This is a genomic window from Tepidiphilus thermophilus, from assembly GCF_001418245.1.
Taxonomy (GTDB): domain Bacteria; phylum Pseudomonadota; class Gammaproteobacteria; order Burkholderiales; family Rhodocyclaceae; genus Tepidiphilus; species Tepidiphilus succinatimandens.
On the sequence record NZ_LIPU01000023.1, the window covers coordinates 1 to 16,412 of the forward strand.

Annotated in this window: 12 protein-coding genes; 5 read left to right on the forward strand and 7 right to left on the reverse strand. The window is 66.2% G+C overall.

The genetic code is table 11. From position 1 onward, the window contains the following. Window positions 1-227: hypothetical protein (locus ASC37_RS10750; RefSeq protein ID WP_072248003.1), on the forward strand; the 227-nt coding region annotated here is incomplete at its 5' end. Between the two features lie 111 nt (window positions 228-338). Here the strand turns inward: ASC37_RS10750 and ASC37_RS11855 are convergent. From ASC37_RS11855 to hrpA, 4 genes are all read right to left on the reverse strand, one after another. After that, window positions 339-743: a mechanosensitive ion channel family protein gene (locus ASC37_RS11855; protein WP_176697476.1), complete on the reverse strand. Its 405-nt coding sequence runs from the start codon at window positions 741-743 to the stop codon at window positions 339-341. Further along, window positions 697-2,640 (reverse strand): mechanosensitive ion channel domain-containing protein, encoded by a 1,944-nt coding sequence (locus tag ASC37_RS11860; protein WP_055424368.1) that lies wholly within the window; start codon window positions 2,638-2,640, stop codon window positions 697-699. Before ASC37_RS11860 ends, ASC37_RS11855 begins: the two co-directional genes overlap by 47 nt. Window positions 2,641-2,828: 188 nt before the next feature. Then, on the reverse strand, window positions 2,829-3,500 hold the full coding sequence (locus tag ASC37_RS10765) for a nitroreductase (RefSeq protein ID WP_055424369.1): 672 nt from the start codon (window positions 3,498-3,500) through the stop codon (window positions 2,829-2,831). 69 nt (window positions 3,501-3,569) lie between these two features. Beyond that, window positions 3,570-7,826, reverse strand: a complete 4,257-nt coding sequence (gene hrpA, locus ASC37_RS10770) for an ATP-dependent RNA helicase HrpA (protein ID WP_198289091.1) — start codon at window positions 7,824-7,826, stop codon at window positions 3,570-3,572. 169 nt (window positions 7,827-7,995) lie between these two features. Between hrpA and ASC37_RS10775 the strand changes: the two genes are divergently transcribed. From ASC37_RS10775 to ASC37_RS10790, 4 genes are all read left to right on the forward strand, one after another. Continuing rightward, on the forward strand, window positions 7,996-9,699 hold the full coding sequence (locus ASC37_RS10775; protein ID WP_198289092.1) for a glutamine--tRNA ligase/YqeY domain fusion protein: 1,704 nt from the start codon (window positions 7,996-7,998) through the stop codon (window positions 9,697-9,699). 127 nt (window positions 9,700-9,826) lie between these two features. Further along, the gene (locus tag ASC37_RS10780) at window positions 9,827-11,125 is read left to right on the forward strand and encodes a nitronate monooxygenase (protein WP_198289093.1); all 1,299 of its coding nucleotides are present in this window, start codon (window positions 9,827-9,829) and stop codon (window positions 11,123-11,125) included. Window positions 11,126-11,148: 23 nt separating this feature from the next. Continuing rightward, window positions 11,149-12,222, forward strand: a complete 1,074-nt coding sequence (gene ruvB, locus ASC37_RS10785) for a Holliday junction branch migration DNA helicase RuvB (RefSeq protein WP_055424370.1) — start codon at window positions 11,149-11,151, stop codon at window positions 12,220-12,222. A 14-nt stretch (window positions 12,223-12,236) separates the two neighbouring features. Beyond that, window positions 12,237-12,599 (forward strand): hypothetical protein, encoded by a 363-nt coding sequence (locus ASC37_RS10790; protein ID WP_055424371.1) that lies wholly within the window; start codon window positions 12,237-12,239, stop codon window positions 12,597-12,599. 19 nt (window positions 12,600-12,618) lie between these two features. Here ASC37_RS10790 and ASC37_RS10795 read toward each other — a convergent pair whose 3' ends face one another. The 3 genes from ASC37_RS10795 to ASC37_RS10805 are packed head-to-tail and all read right to left on the reverse strand — an operon-like array spanning window position 12,619 to window position 16,162. Further along, on the reverse strand, window positions 12,619-13,335 hold the full coding sequence (locus ASC37_RS10795) for a DsbC family protein (protein WP_055424372.1): 717 nt from the start codon (window positions 13,333-13,335) through the stop codon (window positions 12,619-12,621). Then, window positions 13,335-14,525, reverse strand: coding sequence for a UbiH/UbiF family hydroxylase (locus ASC37_RS10800; RefSeq protein WP_055424377.1), 1,191 nt, complete (start codon window positions 14,523-14,525; stop codon window positions 13,335-13,337). Before ASC37_RS10800 ends, ASC37_RS10795 begins: the two co-directional genes overlap by 1 nt. Window positions 14,526-14,527: 2 nt before the next feature. Then, a complete protein-coding gene (locus tag ASC37_RS10805; protein WP_176697477.1) occupies window positions 14,528-16,162 on the reverse strand; it encodes a methyl-accepting chemotaxis protein in 1,635 nt (544 codons plus the stop codon). Between the last annotated feature and the right edge of the window lie 250 nt (window positions 16,163-16,412).

Sequence of the window (16,412 nt, forward strand, 5' to 3'; positions counted from 1 at the left end):
TGTGCGAGCAGTACGAGCGGGTGGTGGGCAAGGACAATTGTGTCGCTTTCGAGGGGCTGAAGTTGCAAATCCCGCCGGATCGCTATCGCATGCACTACGTGAAGGTCAAGGTACGGGTGCATCGCTACCTGGACGGGCGGCTGGCGATCTTCCATGGCCCGAGAAGGCTCGCGCGCTACACGGCTGACGGTCAGCTGCAAACCCCCGAACTGCAGGTTGTCGCGTAGGTCCGCCGCGGCGCCTGCCGGGGAGGGAAGGCGCTCCGGGCTACGCCCTTCACGCCTTCCCTCCCCGGCCCGGAAAAGCGGACAGTTTATGTGCTACGAAACCGGACAGTTCTATTTGTTGACAACAGCGCCCTGCGGCACTTGGGTGCGCTCGCTTGCGACGGAAATCTGGCCCGAGGGCCCCGCTCCCTCTTCCTGGCCGATTCCTTGCTCCCCCTGCAGCACCACACGCACCGGCGGGGCGCTACCGTCCTTGTCCTGGCCGAAATACACTGTGAGATGAGGAAAAGGCATCTCGATACCCGCTGCATCGAAGTGTTTCTTCACCAGTGTGTTGAAAGCGCGTCCCACCGCCCATTGCGCCCCGGGCAGCGTCTTGATCCGCACGCGGATATTGACGGCGCTGTCGGCAAGCTCGGTCACGCCGTCGACCATGAGTTCCTCGGAGAGGACGTTGCGGCGCATGGCCTCATCGGCGAGCAATTCGGCGAAAGCCTGTCGCAACACCTCGGTCACCTCGTCGACGTCCTCGCGGTACGCCACCCCATAGACGCCGACATGGTAAGCGAATCCGCGCATGTAATTGGAAACGCGCTGCACCTGGGAAAAGGGCAACATGTGGTAGGTGCCCGCCGTGTCGCGGATGCCCACAGAGCGGATGGTCAAGCGTTCGGCCCGTGATTCCAGCCACGGTGACGGTATCACCCACGCTCATCACGTTCTCGATCTGAATGAAGAGCCCGTTGATCACGTCCTCCACTAGTTTCTGCGCCCCGAAACCGACCGCCAGGCCGAGTACGCCGGCGCCGGCCAGTAGCGGCCCGATTTGTATGCCCAGCTGCGAGAGCACGATCATAACGGTCATCACCACGAGCACGACAGCCACTGCGTTGCGAATGAGGCTGAGCAGGGTCTTCTCGCGCGCCCCCGGTTGACCGCGTTCGGCAGACAGCGTGAGGCGATATTCCACCCAACTGGCGAAGACGAGCCACGCACCGACGGCGAGCACCAGCACCAGCAGCACCGACAGCAGCGTGCTCAGCGTGGCGGTGCCAGCTGGCGAGGCAAGCCAGGCCTTCAGATCGAAGACGCCCCAGACATGGAGAAAAGCGGCAAAGACAATGAGCGCGATGAGTAGGCGCATGAAGCGCAAACCCAACGGCACGTAGGCATTGAGGCGGTTCTCCAATAAGGGGAACTTGCGCTGCATCTCATCGGGCAGACGGATGCGCCGCGACAGCAGCTGTGTCAGGGTGGCCGAGACGAGCACCCCCAACAGAAGCGCCACGAGCGAGGTCACCGTGGCGCGCATCATGAACGGCAGAGCATCTTGCGGCCGCGCCAAAGCCACCATGAGGAGCGCTGCACAATAGACGATGGTCAGCAGGTGCCAGCTGCGCGCGAGCAGGTTCCAGGTGAAGCGGACATAGCTGCTCTTGCTGCGTCCGGCCGCAGCCTCGAGCGCACGCCGCACCTGGGCGCGATTGCGCACGATCAGGGACACAGCGAAGACGAAGGTGGCCAGCATCACCGCCAGCGCCAGGACCCGCCCCAGCGCCGGGGAGATGCCGGCCTCCACGAGCGGCACGACGAACAAAAGCCCGTAGCCGAGAAAACTCGCCAGCCGCATCGAACGCGCGCTCCAATACGCCGCGCGCTCCTCGGGCATGGGCAGCAAGCGCAGGCTGGCATTGCCCGGAGCGAAAAGCGCCCGCAGCAGTACTTTCACTGCCTCGACCAGCACGAATGCATTGAGATACAGCGTATGGCGCGGTGCGAGCGAGCCGGGCTCCCCGAAGAAGAACACCGCCGCCAGATATCCCGACACCCAGGCCGCGAGCACCGCCAGCAGATCGAGCGCAACGGCGGCGAATACGGCCAGCGTACGCCGCAGCGCCTGCGGCATGGTCCCGGGCACGCACGACCAGGCATCGAGCCGCACGAAGAGCGCACGCAGCATGCGCCGCCCCAGCACGAGCACCAGAACCGTCACAGCAACGACGAAGGTCAGATCGAGCACCGCCGCCCCGATGGCCCTCCATCCCGGGTCGCCGCCCCCAGCCCAATCGAACGTTCTGAGCGCAGTGAAAGCGGATTCGAATTCACCCAAGGCGTCTTGAACGAAGCGCTGCGTGGCGTGCGCCAGCCGCTGCGCCGCGCTTTGCTCGACGGGAGGCACGGTCTCGCCGCCCCGTCCTTGTTCGGCCAGGCGCCGCAATTCCCGGATCATCGCGTCGCGGGCAGCAGGATCCTCGAGAGCGGCAGCCAGTTGGGCATAGAGCGCCTTGTCCTCGGCAGCCGTCGCTTCGGCGGCCAGCGCCGAGCGTGAGGCCCACGGCGCGAACGAAGCGAAGCAGAGCAGCACGAACAGGAAAAGGGGCAAAAACGAACGGCAAGGCCGGAAACGGACCACGGGCGGACTCCTCGATCGGGGAAAGCGCCAATGCCGAGTATACGCCAGGCTGGCCAAGACGATACCCGAAGGCGCTCCTGGCGTCCAGGCCGAGGCCTGAGCAACTCAGGCGCGAACCTCACCCTCGGGAGGGCGACGGCGAAACATCACCGCCATTTGTAATCCTGCACCATCGTCGTCTCCTCGAATCAAAAACCATAGAAATGCGCGAATTCTTCGAGCGGAGCGCGGTCGGTGATGAAGGCATTTTCCGGTGCGTCCGGATCTTCATGGCCAAGCGCGATGCCGCACAGCACGATCTCCGGCTCGGGGATGGGCAAGTGGCGCCGGATGATGTCGTGAAACCAGGCAAACGCCGCTTGGGCGCAGGTGTGCAGGCCGTGGGCGCGTGCCACCAGCATCACGTTCTGGATGAACATGCCGGTGTCCATGTAGCTGCCGGTGCTCAAACGCCGGTCGAGGGTGATGAACATGCCGACCGGTGCATCGAAGAAGAGGTAATTACGCAGCATCTGCCGCTCGCGTGCCGGCTTGTCATGCCGGTCGATCCCCAGCGTCGAATACAGACCATAGCCGCATTCGCGCCGGCGCGTGGCGTAGGGTTCGAACCAGTTGCTGGGGTAGTAATCGTATTCTGCCTGATGCCGCTCGGGCTCTTTCTCCGCCGCCTCATAGACGTCGCGGCACAGGCGATCGCGCGCCTCGCCCGCAACGACGTAGACGTTCCACGGCTGGATGTTGTTGCCGCTGGGCGCACGCTGCGCCACGCGGAGAATCTCTTCCACCGTCTCGCGCGCCACCGGCGTCGGAAGGAATTTGCGTACCGACTTGCGGCTGAGTATCGCTTCTTCGACGTTCATCGAGCTTCCTTTGCAATACAAACGTAAGTTTAGTATAACCGTATTCAATCGAACGATCCATCGCCCTCCCTACCTCGCCCCCGCCTGCCACATCTTCTCCAGCCGCTTGACGCTCACCGGCACCGGTGTTTTCAGCTCCTGGGCGAAGAGCCCTACGCGCAGCTCTTCGAGCAACCAACGGAATTCTTCGAGGAAGGTCGAAGGCCGGCCTTTGGCCTCCCGCCAGGCCCGCTCCCAGGGGGAGGCCACCTGGCGCCAGGACTGCAGCCATTGCCGGTCGCGGGCGGGATCTTTCTGCAGCTTGTCGAGGCGCACGCCGATCGCCTTGAGATAGCGCCCGTAATGCTGCAGCCGCGCCCAAGGGATCGTCGCCAGGAAACGCGGCGGGAAGAGGGCCGCGAGCTGGGATTCGACGTCGGCGACGGCCTCGGGGTGCGCCCGACGCAGCGTCTCCAGGCGTTTTTCGATCGCGCGGCGCTCGGCGAGCCACTGCGCGAGCAGGCGCATGAGCTCCTGCGCTACCAGCACCAAGCGCTCCCTGCCCGCGGCCACGCGCGCGGCAAACGCCTGTGCGTCGCGCGGCAGTTCTTCCTCGAGGCAGACGCGCGCAAGGCTTGCCTCGATCACCGCCTCGCGCAGCTCCGCCTCGTTGCCATAGGGCATCCACGTGATGGCAAGCGCCCGCCAGTCGGGATGGCGTTCGATCGCGCGCACCGACTCCTTGAGTGCGAAGCGCAGCAGGCGCAGCACGCCGCGCCGGTGCAGAGCCTCGGCCTCTTCCTCCGTGTCGCAGGCGCGCAGCCGCACTCCATCGCCCACGTCCTCCAGCGCCGGAAAACCGATGGCGGTGACGCCGTCGATCTCTACCTCGACGAGTTCCGGCAGAGTACCGAAGTCCCAGCCGGTCGCTTTGTCCGCGAGCGGCGTGGGGGCGGAACCGCCCGCGCCCGTCCCTCCGGCAGCGGATACGCCGTCCCTGCCGTTGCCACCCGCCTCGCCGGAAGACGACGGCGCTTTGCGCCCCTCGCGCGCACGCATCGCCCTCGCCGCCGCACCGTCCTTTCCTTCGCCTCCACGGCCCGTTGCACCGCGGACGGACGAAGCAGCGCGCTCCCCTTCCCCTGCGGTTTTCGTTCCGGCATCGCCCGCCTTGGCCGCCAGCAAACCCCCCAGCTCGGCAAAACGCGAGCGCACCGTCTCGCCCAGCCGCGCACGCAACTCGGCAAGCGAGCGCCCCTGCGCGAGGATGCGGCCGTCGGGCCCCTCGACGCGGAAGTTCATGAAACAATAAGGCGGCAACACTTCGGGACGGAACGCCGCCTCGGGCGTAGGCAGCTGCGTACGTGCTGCGACGAACTCGGCCAATGCTTCGAGCAGTGGCCGCTCGGCAGCGATCTCGCCTGCTTCCACCGCAGCGCAGAATTCTTTGGCCCGCTCCGGCAGCGGCTGCAGGCGATGGCGGTGCTTCTGCGGCAGCGTCTTCAGCAAACGCAGCACCTTGTCTTCCAAGAGCCCCGGCACCAGCCATTCGCAGCGCGCCGCCGACACCTGGTTGAGCAAGGCAAGCGGCACCACCAGCGTCACCCCGTCGTCGTTGGCCGCAGGATCGTGCTTGTATTCGAGCGCAAGCGGCTGGCCGTAGAGCACGAAAGCGGAAGGGAAACGCTCGGTGGTGACGCCGGCCGCCTCGTGCCGCATCAACTGCTCGCGCGTGAGATAGAGCAGCTTGGGCGCACCGCGCTCGGCCTGCTTGCGCCAGGATTCGAAACTCGCCAGATCGACCACGTCCTGCGGGATCAGATGGTCGTAGAAGGCTTCGATCAGGGCGGTGTCGACCAGCACGTCGGGCCGGCGCGTTTTCTGCTCCAGGCGCTCGATCTCCTCGACCAGGCGCAGATTGTGCTGCAGAAACTTCATGCGCGCGAGCTGGGCCGGCTCCACTTCGCCCGCCACCAGCGCGTCGCGGATGAAGAGCGTGCGGCACAGGGCGGGATCGACGTCGCGGTAAGGCACGGCGCGTTGCGCATAGATCGGCAGGCCGAAAAGGGTGCCCCGCTCCCAGGCGCGCACTTCGCCCGCCCTCTTCGCCCAGTGCGGCGCCTCCAGCTGACGCCGGATGAGGTGCGGCGCCACTTCCTCGATCCAGGCCGGCTCGATGCGGGCAACGCAGCGCGCGTAGAGACGCGTCGTCTCCACCAGTTCGGCGGCGAGCACCCACTTCGGCCCGCGCTTGGCAAGCGGCGAAGAAGGATGGATCCAGAAACGGATACCACCGGCGCCGAGGTAACTGCCTGCCTGAGGCCCGCTCACGTCCTCCTGCTTCAGCCCGACATGACGCACGAGGCCAGCGATGAGCGCCTTATGCACCGCCTCGTAGCCGGCCGGGTGCTCGTTCTCGCGCCAGCCGTGTTCGGTGACGAGCGCATGCAGCTGGGTCCACACGTCGCGCCACTCGCGCATGCGCAGCCAGGAAAGGAAATGCGCCCGGCACCACTGCCGCTGCTTGTTCGTCGACTCGTGCCGCTCGAGCTCGCGCCAGGCTCGCCACAGGTTGAGGTACCAATAGAATTCCGACTGCGCCTCGCGCTCGCGCCCGCGAAAGAGCGCATGCTTCTGGTCGGCCTGGGCGAGCTGCTCGGCAGGGCGCTCGCGCGGATCCTGCACCGACAGCGCCGCCGCGAGCACCAGCATCTCGGCCAGGCATCCGTACTGCCGCCCGGCCGCGAGCAGGCGCCCGATCTTGGGATCGAGCGGCAGCGCCGCGAGCGTTCGCCCCACTTCGGTGAGCGTGCGGGTGGTCGCATCGAGCGCGGAGAGTTCCACCAGTTCGCGCACGCCATCTTCGATCGCACGCGGCGCCGGCGGATCGAGAAAAGGGAACCCCTCGATCTCACCCAGATCGAGCGCCTGCATGCGTAGGATCACACCGGCAAGCGACGAGCGCAGAATTTCGGGGTCGGTGTGCGCCGCCCGCGCGGCAAAATCTTCTTCGGCGTAGAGCCGGAAACACACCCCGTCCATCACCCGGCCGCAGCGCCCGGCCCGTTGGTTCGCCGCCGCCTGCGAAATGCGCTCCACCCGCAGCTGCTCGACCTTCTGCCGCGGCGAATAGCGCTTGACCCGCGCCAGCCCCGTATCGATCACATAGCGGATGCCCGGCACGGTGAGCGAAGTCTCGGCCACGTTGGTGGCCAAGATCACCCGCGGCAGAGCTCCGCGCCGGAAGACGCGCGCCTGCTCCTGCGCCGACTGGCGCGCGAAGAGCGGCAGGATCTCGAACTCGCCGCGCACCGTCGCCCGCCGCTCCAGCGCCTCCTTGGCTTCCCGAATTTCACGCTCGCCGGGCAGGAAGACGAGGATGTCCCCCGGCCCCTCGCGCCAGGCTTCCTCGACGCAGGCGACGATCCCGTCGAAGAGATCGCGCTCCTCGGCCGCAGCGCGCGCCGTGCGCTTTCCATCCCCTTCCTCCCCTTCGAGCGCGGCGAGTTCCTCCCCGTCGATCGCCTCGACCGGGCGGTAGCGAATCTCGATGGGATAGAGCCGCCCGCTCACCTCCAGAATGGGGACTTCGCCCGCCACCGGCGCGAAATGCGCCGCAAAGCGCTCGGCATCCATCGTCGCCGAGGTGATCACCACCTTGAGATCCTCGCGGCGCGCGAGCAGGCGATGCAGATAGCCGAGCAGGAAGTCGATGTTGAGGCTGCGCTCATGCGCCTCGTCGATGATGATGGTATCGTAGCGCGACAGCCACGGATCGCTTGCCGTCTCGGCCAGCAAAATGCCATCCGTCATCAGGGTGACGTACGACTCGGGCGAGGTGCGGTCGTGGAAACGCACCTTGTAGCCCACGTCCCGCCCCAGAGGCGAGCCCAGTTCCTGGGCGATGCGCTCGGCCGTGGCCCGCGCGGCGATGCGCCGCGGCTGGGTATGGGCGATCTGCCCGGCGATGCCGCGCCCGGCGGCGAGGCAGATCTTGGGCAGCTGCGTCGTCTTGCCCGAACCGGTCTCCCCGCAGACGATCACCACCCGGTGCGCGCGGATCGCCGCCTCCAGCTCGGCGGCGCGCTCGCTCACCGGCAGATCGGGCACGCACTCGGCCCGGGGACGACGCGCCAAGCGCGCCTCCCACGCCGCCTGCGAGCGCTCCAGGCGCTGCGCGAGCTGCGCCGAGAGCCGCTCGCGCGCCTCGCCCTTGGCCCGGCGCAAGCGCTTGACGAGCGCAAGGATCGGCCCGCGGTCCTGTGACAGACAGCGGCTCAAATCGAGGCGACCTGCCTCGCGGAAAGATTCAGGAGATTCGACGAGCACGGGCAGAGTGTTGGACAAACTCGAAAAAATCGATGATTGTGCCGCAAAAATGCGGCCAAGGGCAAAAGGATCTCGACAAAGACCGCGAAAAAAGCGGACGGGTTCCCGCCACCGCGGGACGCCCAACGCGCCACGACGCCCCGGTCGCGCTAGAATCGCGTTTTCGGCATTCCCGGAAGTCGATATCGTGAGCGACCTCGCCCCTCCTGCCCACTTCATCAAGAACGCCATCGACGAAGACCTCGCGGCCGGCCGCTACCGCCAGGTCGTCACGCGCTTCCCGCCCGAGCCCAACGGCTACCTGCACTTCGGCCACGCCAAGTCCATCGTGCTCAATTTCGGTCTGGCCCGGCTCTACGGCGGACGCTGCCACATGCGCTTCGACGACACCAACCCCACCACGGAGAGCATGGACTACGTCGAAGCCATCCTGGAGGCGGTGCGCTGGCTCGGCTACGACTGGGGCGAGCACCTGTACTTCGCCTCCGACTACTTCGAGACCATGTACCGCTGCGCCGAGGCGCTCATCGAGCGAGGGCTGGCCTACGTCGATTCGCTGCCGCCCGAAGAGATCCGTGCGCTGCGCGGCACGCTCACCGAACCCGGCCGGGACAGCCCCTATCGCAACCGCAGCATCGAGGAGAACCTCGCGCTCTTCCGTCGCATGCGCGCCGGGGAATTTCCCGACGGGGCGCACGTGCTGCGCGCCAAGATCGACATGGTGAGCCCCAACCTCAACCTGCGCGACCCCATCCTCTACCGCATCCGGCACGTCTCCCACTACCGCACGGGCAATGCCTGGTGCCTCTACCCCACCTATACCTACGCCCACCCCATCGAAGACGCCATCGAAGGCATCACGCATTCGCTGTGCACCCTCGAATTCGAGGACCAGCGCCCCTTCTACGAGTGGCTGCTGGAAGCGCTCGCCGAGGCCGGCATCTTCTCCCGTCCCCTGCCGCGCCAGATTGAGTTCGCCCGCCTCAACCTCGAATACGTGGTGCTCTCCAAGCGCAAGCTCATCGAGCTCGTCGAAGGACGGCACGTAGACGGCTGGGACGACCCGCGCCTGCCGACGCTTGCCGGCGGACGTCGGCGCGGCTACACGCCCGAGGGCTTCCGCCTCTTCTGCGAGCGCATCGGCGTGAGCAAGGCCGACGGCTGGATCGGCTACGAAGTCCTCGAACAAGCCATGCGCGATCACCTCAACGAAGCGGCCGAGCGGCGCATCGCCGTGCTCGACCCCCTGGAACTGGTGATCGACGACTTCCCCGAAGATCACGTCGAATGGTGCGAAGCGCCCAACCACCCGCTCGATCCGGAACGGGGCAAGCGGCGCATCCCATTCACACGGCATCTATGGATCGAGCGCGGCGACTTCATGGAAACGCCGGTCAAAGGTTTCCATCGCCTCACGCCCGGGGCCACGGTACGGCTGCGCTACGGCTACGTCATCGAATGCACCGGTTGCGACAAAGACGAATCCGGTCGCGTGGTGCGCGTGCACGCCCGCCATTTCCCCGACTCCAAGAGCGGCACACCCGGCGCCGATCGCTACAAGACCAAGGGCAACTGCCACTGGCTGTCGTGCGCGCACGCGATCGAAGCCGAGATCCGGCACTACGACCGGCTCTTCCGCCACCCCCGCCCCGGCACCGAACCGGGCCCGGACGGCGCACCGCGCTCCTTCCTCGAAGACCTCAACCCCGAGTCGCTGCGCCGCTACCGCGCTTTCGTCGAACCCCAGGCCGCGCAGGTTCCCCCCGAGACGCGCTTCCAATTCGAACGGCACGGCTATTTCGTCACCGACCGCCACGACCACCGGCCCGAAGCCCCGGTATTCAACCTCACCGTCGGGCTGAAAGACACTTGGGGAAAAATTCAGCGCTGAACTTCCTGCCCTGGCAAGCGGTCTCAATGATGTCATTTCGTCGTGTTTTGACGGTCAGGTACCGTGCCTGCCGTCAAAACGCGTACAATAGCGCCGTTTGTCCGAAGTCAAGAGGGTCGTTCGTTCGATGATGTCCGCTGCCGATCGCTGTGTCGATGAATTCCGTTTCCGTTTCGGCCGCCACGGCCCCGAGCTGATCCCCATCATGCTCGGAGGGATGGGCGTCGACATCTCCAACGCCGACCTCGCCCTCGAGATCGCCCGCCTCGGCGGCATCGGGCACATCTCGGACGCCATGGTGCCCACCGTCACCGACCGGCGCTACGACACCGCCTACACCAAAGAAAAACTCAAGCGCTACAAATATAACGTCAAGAGCCTGGACAAGTCGGCGGTGAAATTCGACCTCGGGCTCCTGGCCGAAGCGCAGAAGATGCACGTGCTGCGCACCATGGAACGCAAGCGCGGCCCAGGGCTCATCTTCATCAACTGCATGGAGAAGCTCACGATGGCCGCGCCCAAGGAAACGCTCAAGGTGCGGCTGGAATCGGCGCTCGATGCCGGCATCGACGGCATCACCCTCTCGGCCGGGCTGCATCTGGGCTCCTTCGCCCTCATCGAAGAGCACCCGCGTTTTCGCGATGCCAAGCTCGGCATCATCGTCTCCTCGGTGCGCGCCTTGCAGCTCTTCCTCAAAAAGAGCGCGCGTACGCGGCGGCTACCCGATTTCGTGGTGGTGGAAGGGCCGCTTGCCGGCGGACACCTCGGCTTCGGCCTCGACTGGGCGCGCTACGACCTGCGCAGCATCGTCACCGAAGTACTCCAATACCTCGCACGCGAAGAACTCGCCATCCCCGTCATCCCTGCCGGCGGCATCTTCACCGGCACGGATGCCGTCGAATTCCTCGAGATGGGGGCCGCTGCCGTCCAGGTCGCCACGCGCTTCACCGTCACCAAGGAATGCGGCCTGCCCGATCGCGTCAAGCAGGAATACTTCAAGGCCAACGAGGAAGACATCGAGGTCAACACCATCTCACCCACCGGCTACCCTATGCGCATGCTGAAATCCAGCCCTGCCATCGGTGCCGGCATCCGGCCCAACTGCGAAGCCTTCGGCTACCTGCTCGACGCGAACGGCCACTGCGCCTACATCGACGCCTACAACCGCGAAGTCGAGAAAAACCCGCACGCCAAGACAATCCACGTGTGGGACAAGACCTGTCTGTGCACCCACATGCGCAACTTCGACTGCTGGACCTGCGGGCACTACACCTACCGGCTGAAAGACACGACGCATCGGCTCCCTGACGGCAGCTACCAGCTGCTCACCGCCGAGCACGTGTTCAACGACTACCGCTACAGCAAGAACCACGAAATCGCCCTGCCGCCGCGGGAAGTCGAACCTACCCCCGTCGCGGCCGGCTAAGGGTTCGCCGGGGCAACGCCGCCATGGCCATCGAAACCGACGCCCTTGCCGCTTCTTCTGCCGAGGCGCGGCTCATCGGCCCGGCCGCGCGCCCCGAAGATGCCTTCGAGCGGGCGCTGCGCCCCAAGCGCCTGGCCGAGTACATCGGCCAGCCCAAGGTGCGCGAGCAGCTCGACCTCTTCATCCAGGCCGCGCGCCGCCGCGGCGAAGCCCTCGATCACGTCCTCCTCTTCGGCCCCCCCGGTTTGGGCAAGACGACGCTCGCGCACATCATCGCCGGCGAAATGGGCGTGGGGCTCAAGCAGACCTCCGGGCCGGTGCTCGAACGGCCCGGCGATCTCGCCGCAATCCTCACCAACCTCGAACCCAACGACGTGCTCTTCATCGACGAGATCCACCGGCTCTCACCGGTGATCGAGGAAATCCTCTATCCGGCGATGGAGGATTATCAAATCGACATCATGATCGGCGAAGGGCCGGCCGCGCGTTCGATCAAGCTCGATCTCGCCCCCTTCACCCTCGTGGGCGCCACCACCCGCGCCGGCATGCTCACCAACCCGCTGCGCGACCGCTTCGGCATCGTCGCCCGGCTGGAATTCTACGCCCCTGAGGATCTCGCCCACATCGTACGCCGCTCGGCGCAGCTGCTGGACGTGCGCATCGACGAGGCCGGCGCCCTCGAGATCGCCCGCCGCGCGCGCGGCACGCCGCGCATCGCCAACCGGCTGCTACGCCGCGTGCGCGACTTCGCCGAGGTGCGCGCCGCCGGCGCCATCACCGCCGAGATCGCCGACCGGGCACTCGCCCTGCTTGACGTCGACCCCCTGGGGCTCGACCTGATGGACCGCAAGCTCCTCTCGGCCGTGATCGAGAAGTTCGCCGGCGGCCCGGTGGGGCTCGACAACCTCGCCGCGGCCATCGGCGAGTCGGCCGACACCATCGAAGACGTGCTCGAACCCTACCTCATCCAGCAGGGTTACCTGCAGCGCACCCCGCGCGGACGCATTGCTACGCCCGCCGTCTACGCCCACCTCGGCCTCAAGGCGCCACCGCGCCCCGAAACGGCGCTGGGCACGCTCTTCGACGAATCCGACTGAAAGGGCACGGGCGCATGCGCGCCTTCCTCGCCTTCGCCATCGTCTTCTGCGCCCTCACCGGCCTCTGGCTCTTGTGGGCCGCACCCGCTTTCTACCTTCCAGAACAAAGCGATTCCGGCTGCGGCTGGTGGATCGATGCGACCGGCGCCCGCCTCATCGGCCTCGCGCTCGCCGCCATCGCCGTGGCCGGCTGGCGCCTCGTGCGCGCCGCGGCACGCAGAATCCTCCCCGATGCGCGCTGGCAGCGCCGGCACGCGCTCCTCACGCTCGGCGCCCTCGCCCTCCTCGTCTGGGCGAGTGCCCGGGCGCCTTATGTCGCCGAGCCAGCCGGAGGAGGGCTACCGCTCACCTGCCTTTCGGGCACACGACAGCCATAAAAGAAGGCGCGTTCGCGGTTTACCGCACCCGATTCAAGCGCTCTTCGAGCTTGGCTGCCGGCAGGTAGCCGCCCAGCCGGTCCCCCGAGGCGAGGAAGATCGTCGGCGTCCCGGAGATCCGCAGCTTTTCACCGAGCGCCACGTTCTGTTCGATCGCCTTCGTGTCGCAGGAAGCCGTCTCCGGAACCGGTTTGCCTTCGATCATCCAGGCGACCCACGTCTGGGCCCGATCCGGCGCGCACCAGATGCGCTTCGCCTTCTCTACCGAATCCGGCCCCAGAATGGGATAAAGGAAGACGTAGATCGTCACGTCGTCGATCGTCTGCAGCTCCTTGGCGAGCTTCTTGCAGAACGTACAGTTCGGATCCTCGAACGTGGCCAGTACCCGCGTGCCCTTGCCGCGCACGAGCTTGATCGCCCGATCGAGCGGCAAGGCGGAAAAGTCGATGCGCGCAAGCTCATCCATGCGCTTGGCCGTGATGTCTTCCCGCTTGGCCGTATCGATGATCGAGCCCGTGAGAATGTAGGACACCTTCTCGTCGGTATAGACCACCTCGCCCGTCGTCAGCACCACCTCGTAGAGACCGCCGTAAGGTACGGTGCGCACCGAACTTACCGCCGGCGCTCCCAAAAACGCCTCCACCTTCGCTTTCACTTCCTTTTCACCGGCAAACGCGGCCGTCGCCAAACCCAAGGCCACCGCCAGCGCCACCAGCGTTTTTTTCCACCACCCCATCACTCGTTCTCCTGCACGAAAAAATCCCCGAACGCGGCATAGCGCACCAGCGCCTCCTTGACGAACGGCAGCCGATCGACCAACCGCATCCCGACGTTACGCAACTGCCGCAGCGGCACCGGCTGCAGCGCAAAAAGCCGCGCCAGCGCGTCGGTGGCCGTCTGCATCAGCCAAGGCTCCTCGGCCCGCCGCCTAGCATAGCGCGACAGCACCGGCAAGGCGCCGGGATCGGCCTCGGGCGGCAGAGCGCGGAGCACCTCGCCGAGCACCGCCACGTCGTTGAATCCCAGGTTGATCCCGTGCCCCGAAAGCGGGTGGATGCCGTGCGCCGCATCGCCGATGAGCGCCACGCGCGGGCGCACCACCTGCGGGCAGCGCAGCAAAGAAAGCGGAAAAGCCTGCCGCGGCGTGATCGTCGTCATCGCCCCGAGTATGCCGCCGCTCGCCGCTTCCACGCGGCGCGCGAAGGCCGCCTCGTCGAGTGCGAGCAATGCTTCCGCCTGCGGCTGCGGCGCCGACCACACGATCGACACCCGCTCCCCCGGCAGAGGGAGAAAAGCAAGCACGCCGTCGTCGCGAAACCACTGCCGCGCCACATGCCGATGCGGCCGCTGCACCGCGAAATTGGCCACGATCCCTTGCTGATGGTAAGGCACCACCCGCGCCGGAAGCCCGGCCTGCATGCGCACCCACGACTGCCGCCCGTCGGCGCCCACGAGCAGCCGCGTGCGCACGCGCGAGCCATCGCGGCACACCACCGTGAGCGTGCCCTCCTCACTCACCAGCGCCTGCCCCGCCTTGCCTTCGCCGGTGAGCAGCGTGAGATTGCGCTGCCGCCGCACCGCCTCCCACAAGGCATCGCGCACCAGCGACTGCTCGGCGATCACGGCGAGCCGGCTCAACCCCGCCTCGTAGGCGGAAAAGGACAGCATCCCGCCTGCATCGCCAAACACCTCCATGCGATCGACCGCGCACCAGCGCTCTGGATCCAGGCGCGGCCACACGTCGAGCCGCTCCAGCAGCGCCACGGCCGCCGGCGTATAGGCATAGACGCGGGCATCCCACTGCCCCTCATGCCCTCGCTGCGGCTGAGGCTCGATCAGCCCCACTTTCCAGGGAGAATCGCGTAGCGCCGCCGCACACGCCAGCCCCGCCAAACCGCCACCATGAATCAGGATATCGACGTTCACCGTCACCACCGGAAAAACTGCACCAGTTTCTTCAGATTCTCCGCCAGAGCAGCGAGCGTGCGGCTCGCCCCGGCCAATTCGTCGGAGCTCGCCGCCGTTTGCTTGGTCGAAGATTGGATCGCCCCAATGTTACGCTCCAGCTCCTCAGCCGCCTGGCGCAGCGCCTCTACCGCTTCGGCAATGCGACCATTGAGGGTACGGACCTCCCCCGCCTCGCTGCGAATGTTCGCCAATGCCTTCTGCGCTTCGCGACTATACTCCAAAGTCGTGCGTGCCACCTCGCGGCTCGTCTCCATCACCTGCACCGCCCGGACCGTACCGTGCTGCAGCCTGGCGATCATCTCCTGAATTTCACGCGTCGAATCCTGGGTGCGCACGGCCAAGGAACGCACCTCATCGGCCACCACGGCAAAGCCCCGGCCATACTCCCCGGCTCGGGCTGCTTCGATGGCGGCGTTGAGCGCCAGCAGATTCGTCTGCTGGGCGACCTCATCGATCACCGCGGTGATCTTCTCGATGTTCGCGCTGTCTTTCGAGACCTCGCTCACCGTCGCCGCCACCTCCTCGAGCGTCTCACCGAGATGGTTCATCGCCTCGGCCGTCTTCTGCACCACCTCGTTGCCGCTCTCCACCTGCTTGTCGGTTTCCACCGCCGCCTCGGCCGCCTGTTGAGCGAACGTCGCCACCTGATCGACGTTCCCTCCCATCCGCTCGACCGCCCGTGCCATTTTCTCGGTCTCGGCCGACTGGATCTGTATCTGACGCTGATTGCTCTGGCTGATCTCCTCCAGCCGCCCCGATTGAGCTGCGATATCGGACGCCGCCGCATTCACCTGCTTGATCGTTTCGAGCAACCGCAGCAGGGTCTGCTGCAACACCCCCATGACGCTCTCGGGATAGCGCGTGTTCAGGCGCTGCCCCAACTCACCAGCGGCCAGACGCCGGATCGCCTCGGCCACCTCATCGGGCTCCGCGCCCAGGGTAGCGAGAATGGAGCGGATCGTCATCGAGGCCAGCGTCACCGAGATCACCAGCGCCACGCCGGTCACCAGCAGCATCAGGTTACGGAAACCGCCCGCCACCGAACGCACCTCATCGAGATCGTGCCGGATCACGCTTTCCTGGTGGTCGATGAAGGCGTTGATCGCAGCCAGCCATTCGGTGTAAGCGGGAGAGACTTCGCGCAACAACATTGTGCGCGCCGCCTCCACGTCACCGCTCAACCGCAGATCGATGACCCTTTGCGTCCCCGGCACCGCCCGTCGCTCGATCTCCTTGATGCGCGCCAGAAGCCGTCTGTCCTCTTCGGTGGCATCCGTCGCCATCAGCTGGTCGAGCTTTTGCGCCGAGTCGGCATAGAAAGCCGCCAGGCGCTCGATATCCGCCACGTGCGCCTTGGCCGCCGTCAGATCGTGCTCCAGCACCGCATCGCGCACGGCGATGGCGCGATCGTGCACGCTGCCGCGGAAGTTGATGGCATAGCGTTGTTTCAGCGTCGCCCCCCGGTTCACGGCGGTGAGCGTCTCGTCCATGAACGCCACACGCTGGATTCCGATTGCTGTGATCAGCACCATCAAGGCGAGCAGACTGCCGAACCCCCAGCCCAAGCGCTTCGCAATGGTCATTTTTTTGGACATGGCGCACCCCCGTCGTCTCGGGATCACTATACACCAGCCCTCGCACTTCCCAAGGGAGGAAAAGCAGCGGCAAAGAGGGTATTTTGCGTAACTTTGAGGGGGCAGAAACGCCGAGCCCCGGGAGCCTGGGTCGACGCAAAAACCCCCGCCATCAGCCTACGGCGGGGGTTTTTGTTGAGGGGTTCGTCTGACGCTGACCGACTTTCCCGGAGGCAGGAGCTCCAGTATCATGGGCGCGGCGCCGTTTCAC

Bases quoted from the DNA above. Each gene is read 5' to 3' on its own strand.
- ASC37_RS10765 (WP_055424369.1), bottom strand. From the start codon at position 3,500: ATGAACGTCGAAGAAGCGATACTCAGCCGCAAGTCGGTACGCAAATTC.
- ASC37_RS10780 (WP_198289093.1), top strand. From the start codon at position 9,827: ATGATGTCCGCTGCCGATCGCTGTGTCGATGAATTCCGTTTCCGTTTC.
- ruvB (WP_055424370.1), top strand. From the start codon at position 11,149: ATGGCCATCGAAACCGACGCCCTTGCCGCTTCTTCTGCCGAGGCGCGG.
- ASC37_RS10790 (WP_055424371.1), top strand. From the start codon at position 12,237: ATGCGCGCCTTCCTCGCCTTCGCCATCGTCTTCTGCGCCCTCACCGGC.
- ASC37_RS10795 (WP_055424372.1), bottom strand. From the start codon at position 13,335: ATGGGGTGGTGGAAAAAAACGCTGGTGGCGCTGGCGGTGGCCTTGGGT.
- ASC37_RS10805 (WP_176697477.1), bottom strand. From the start codon at position 16,162: ATGTCCAAAAAAATGACCATTGCGAAGCGCTTGGGCTGGGGGTTCGGC.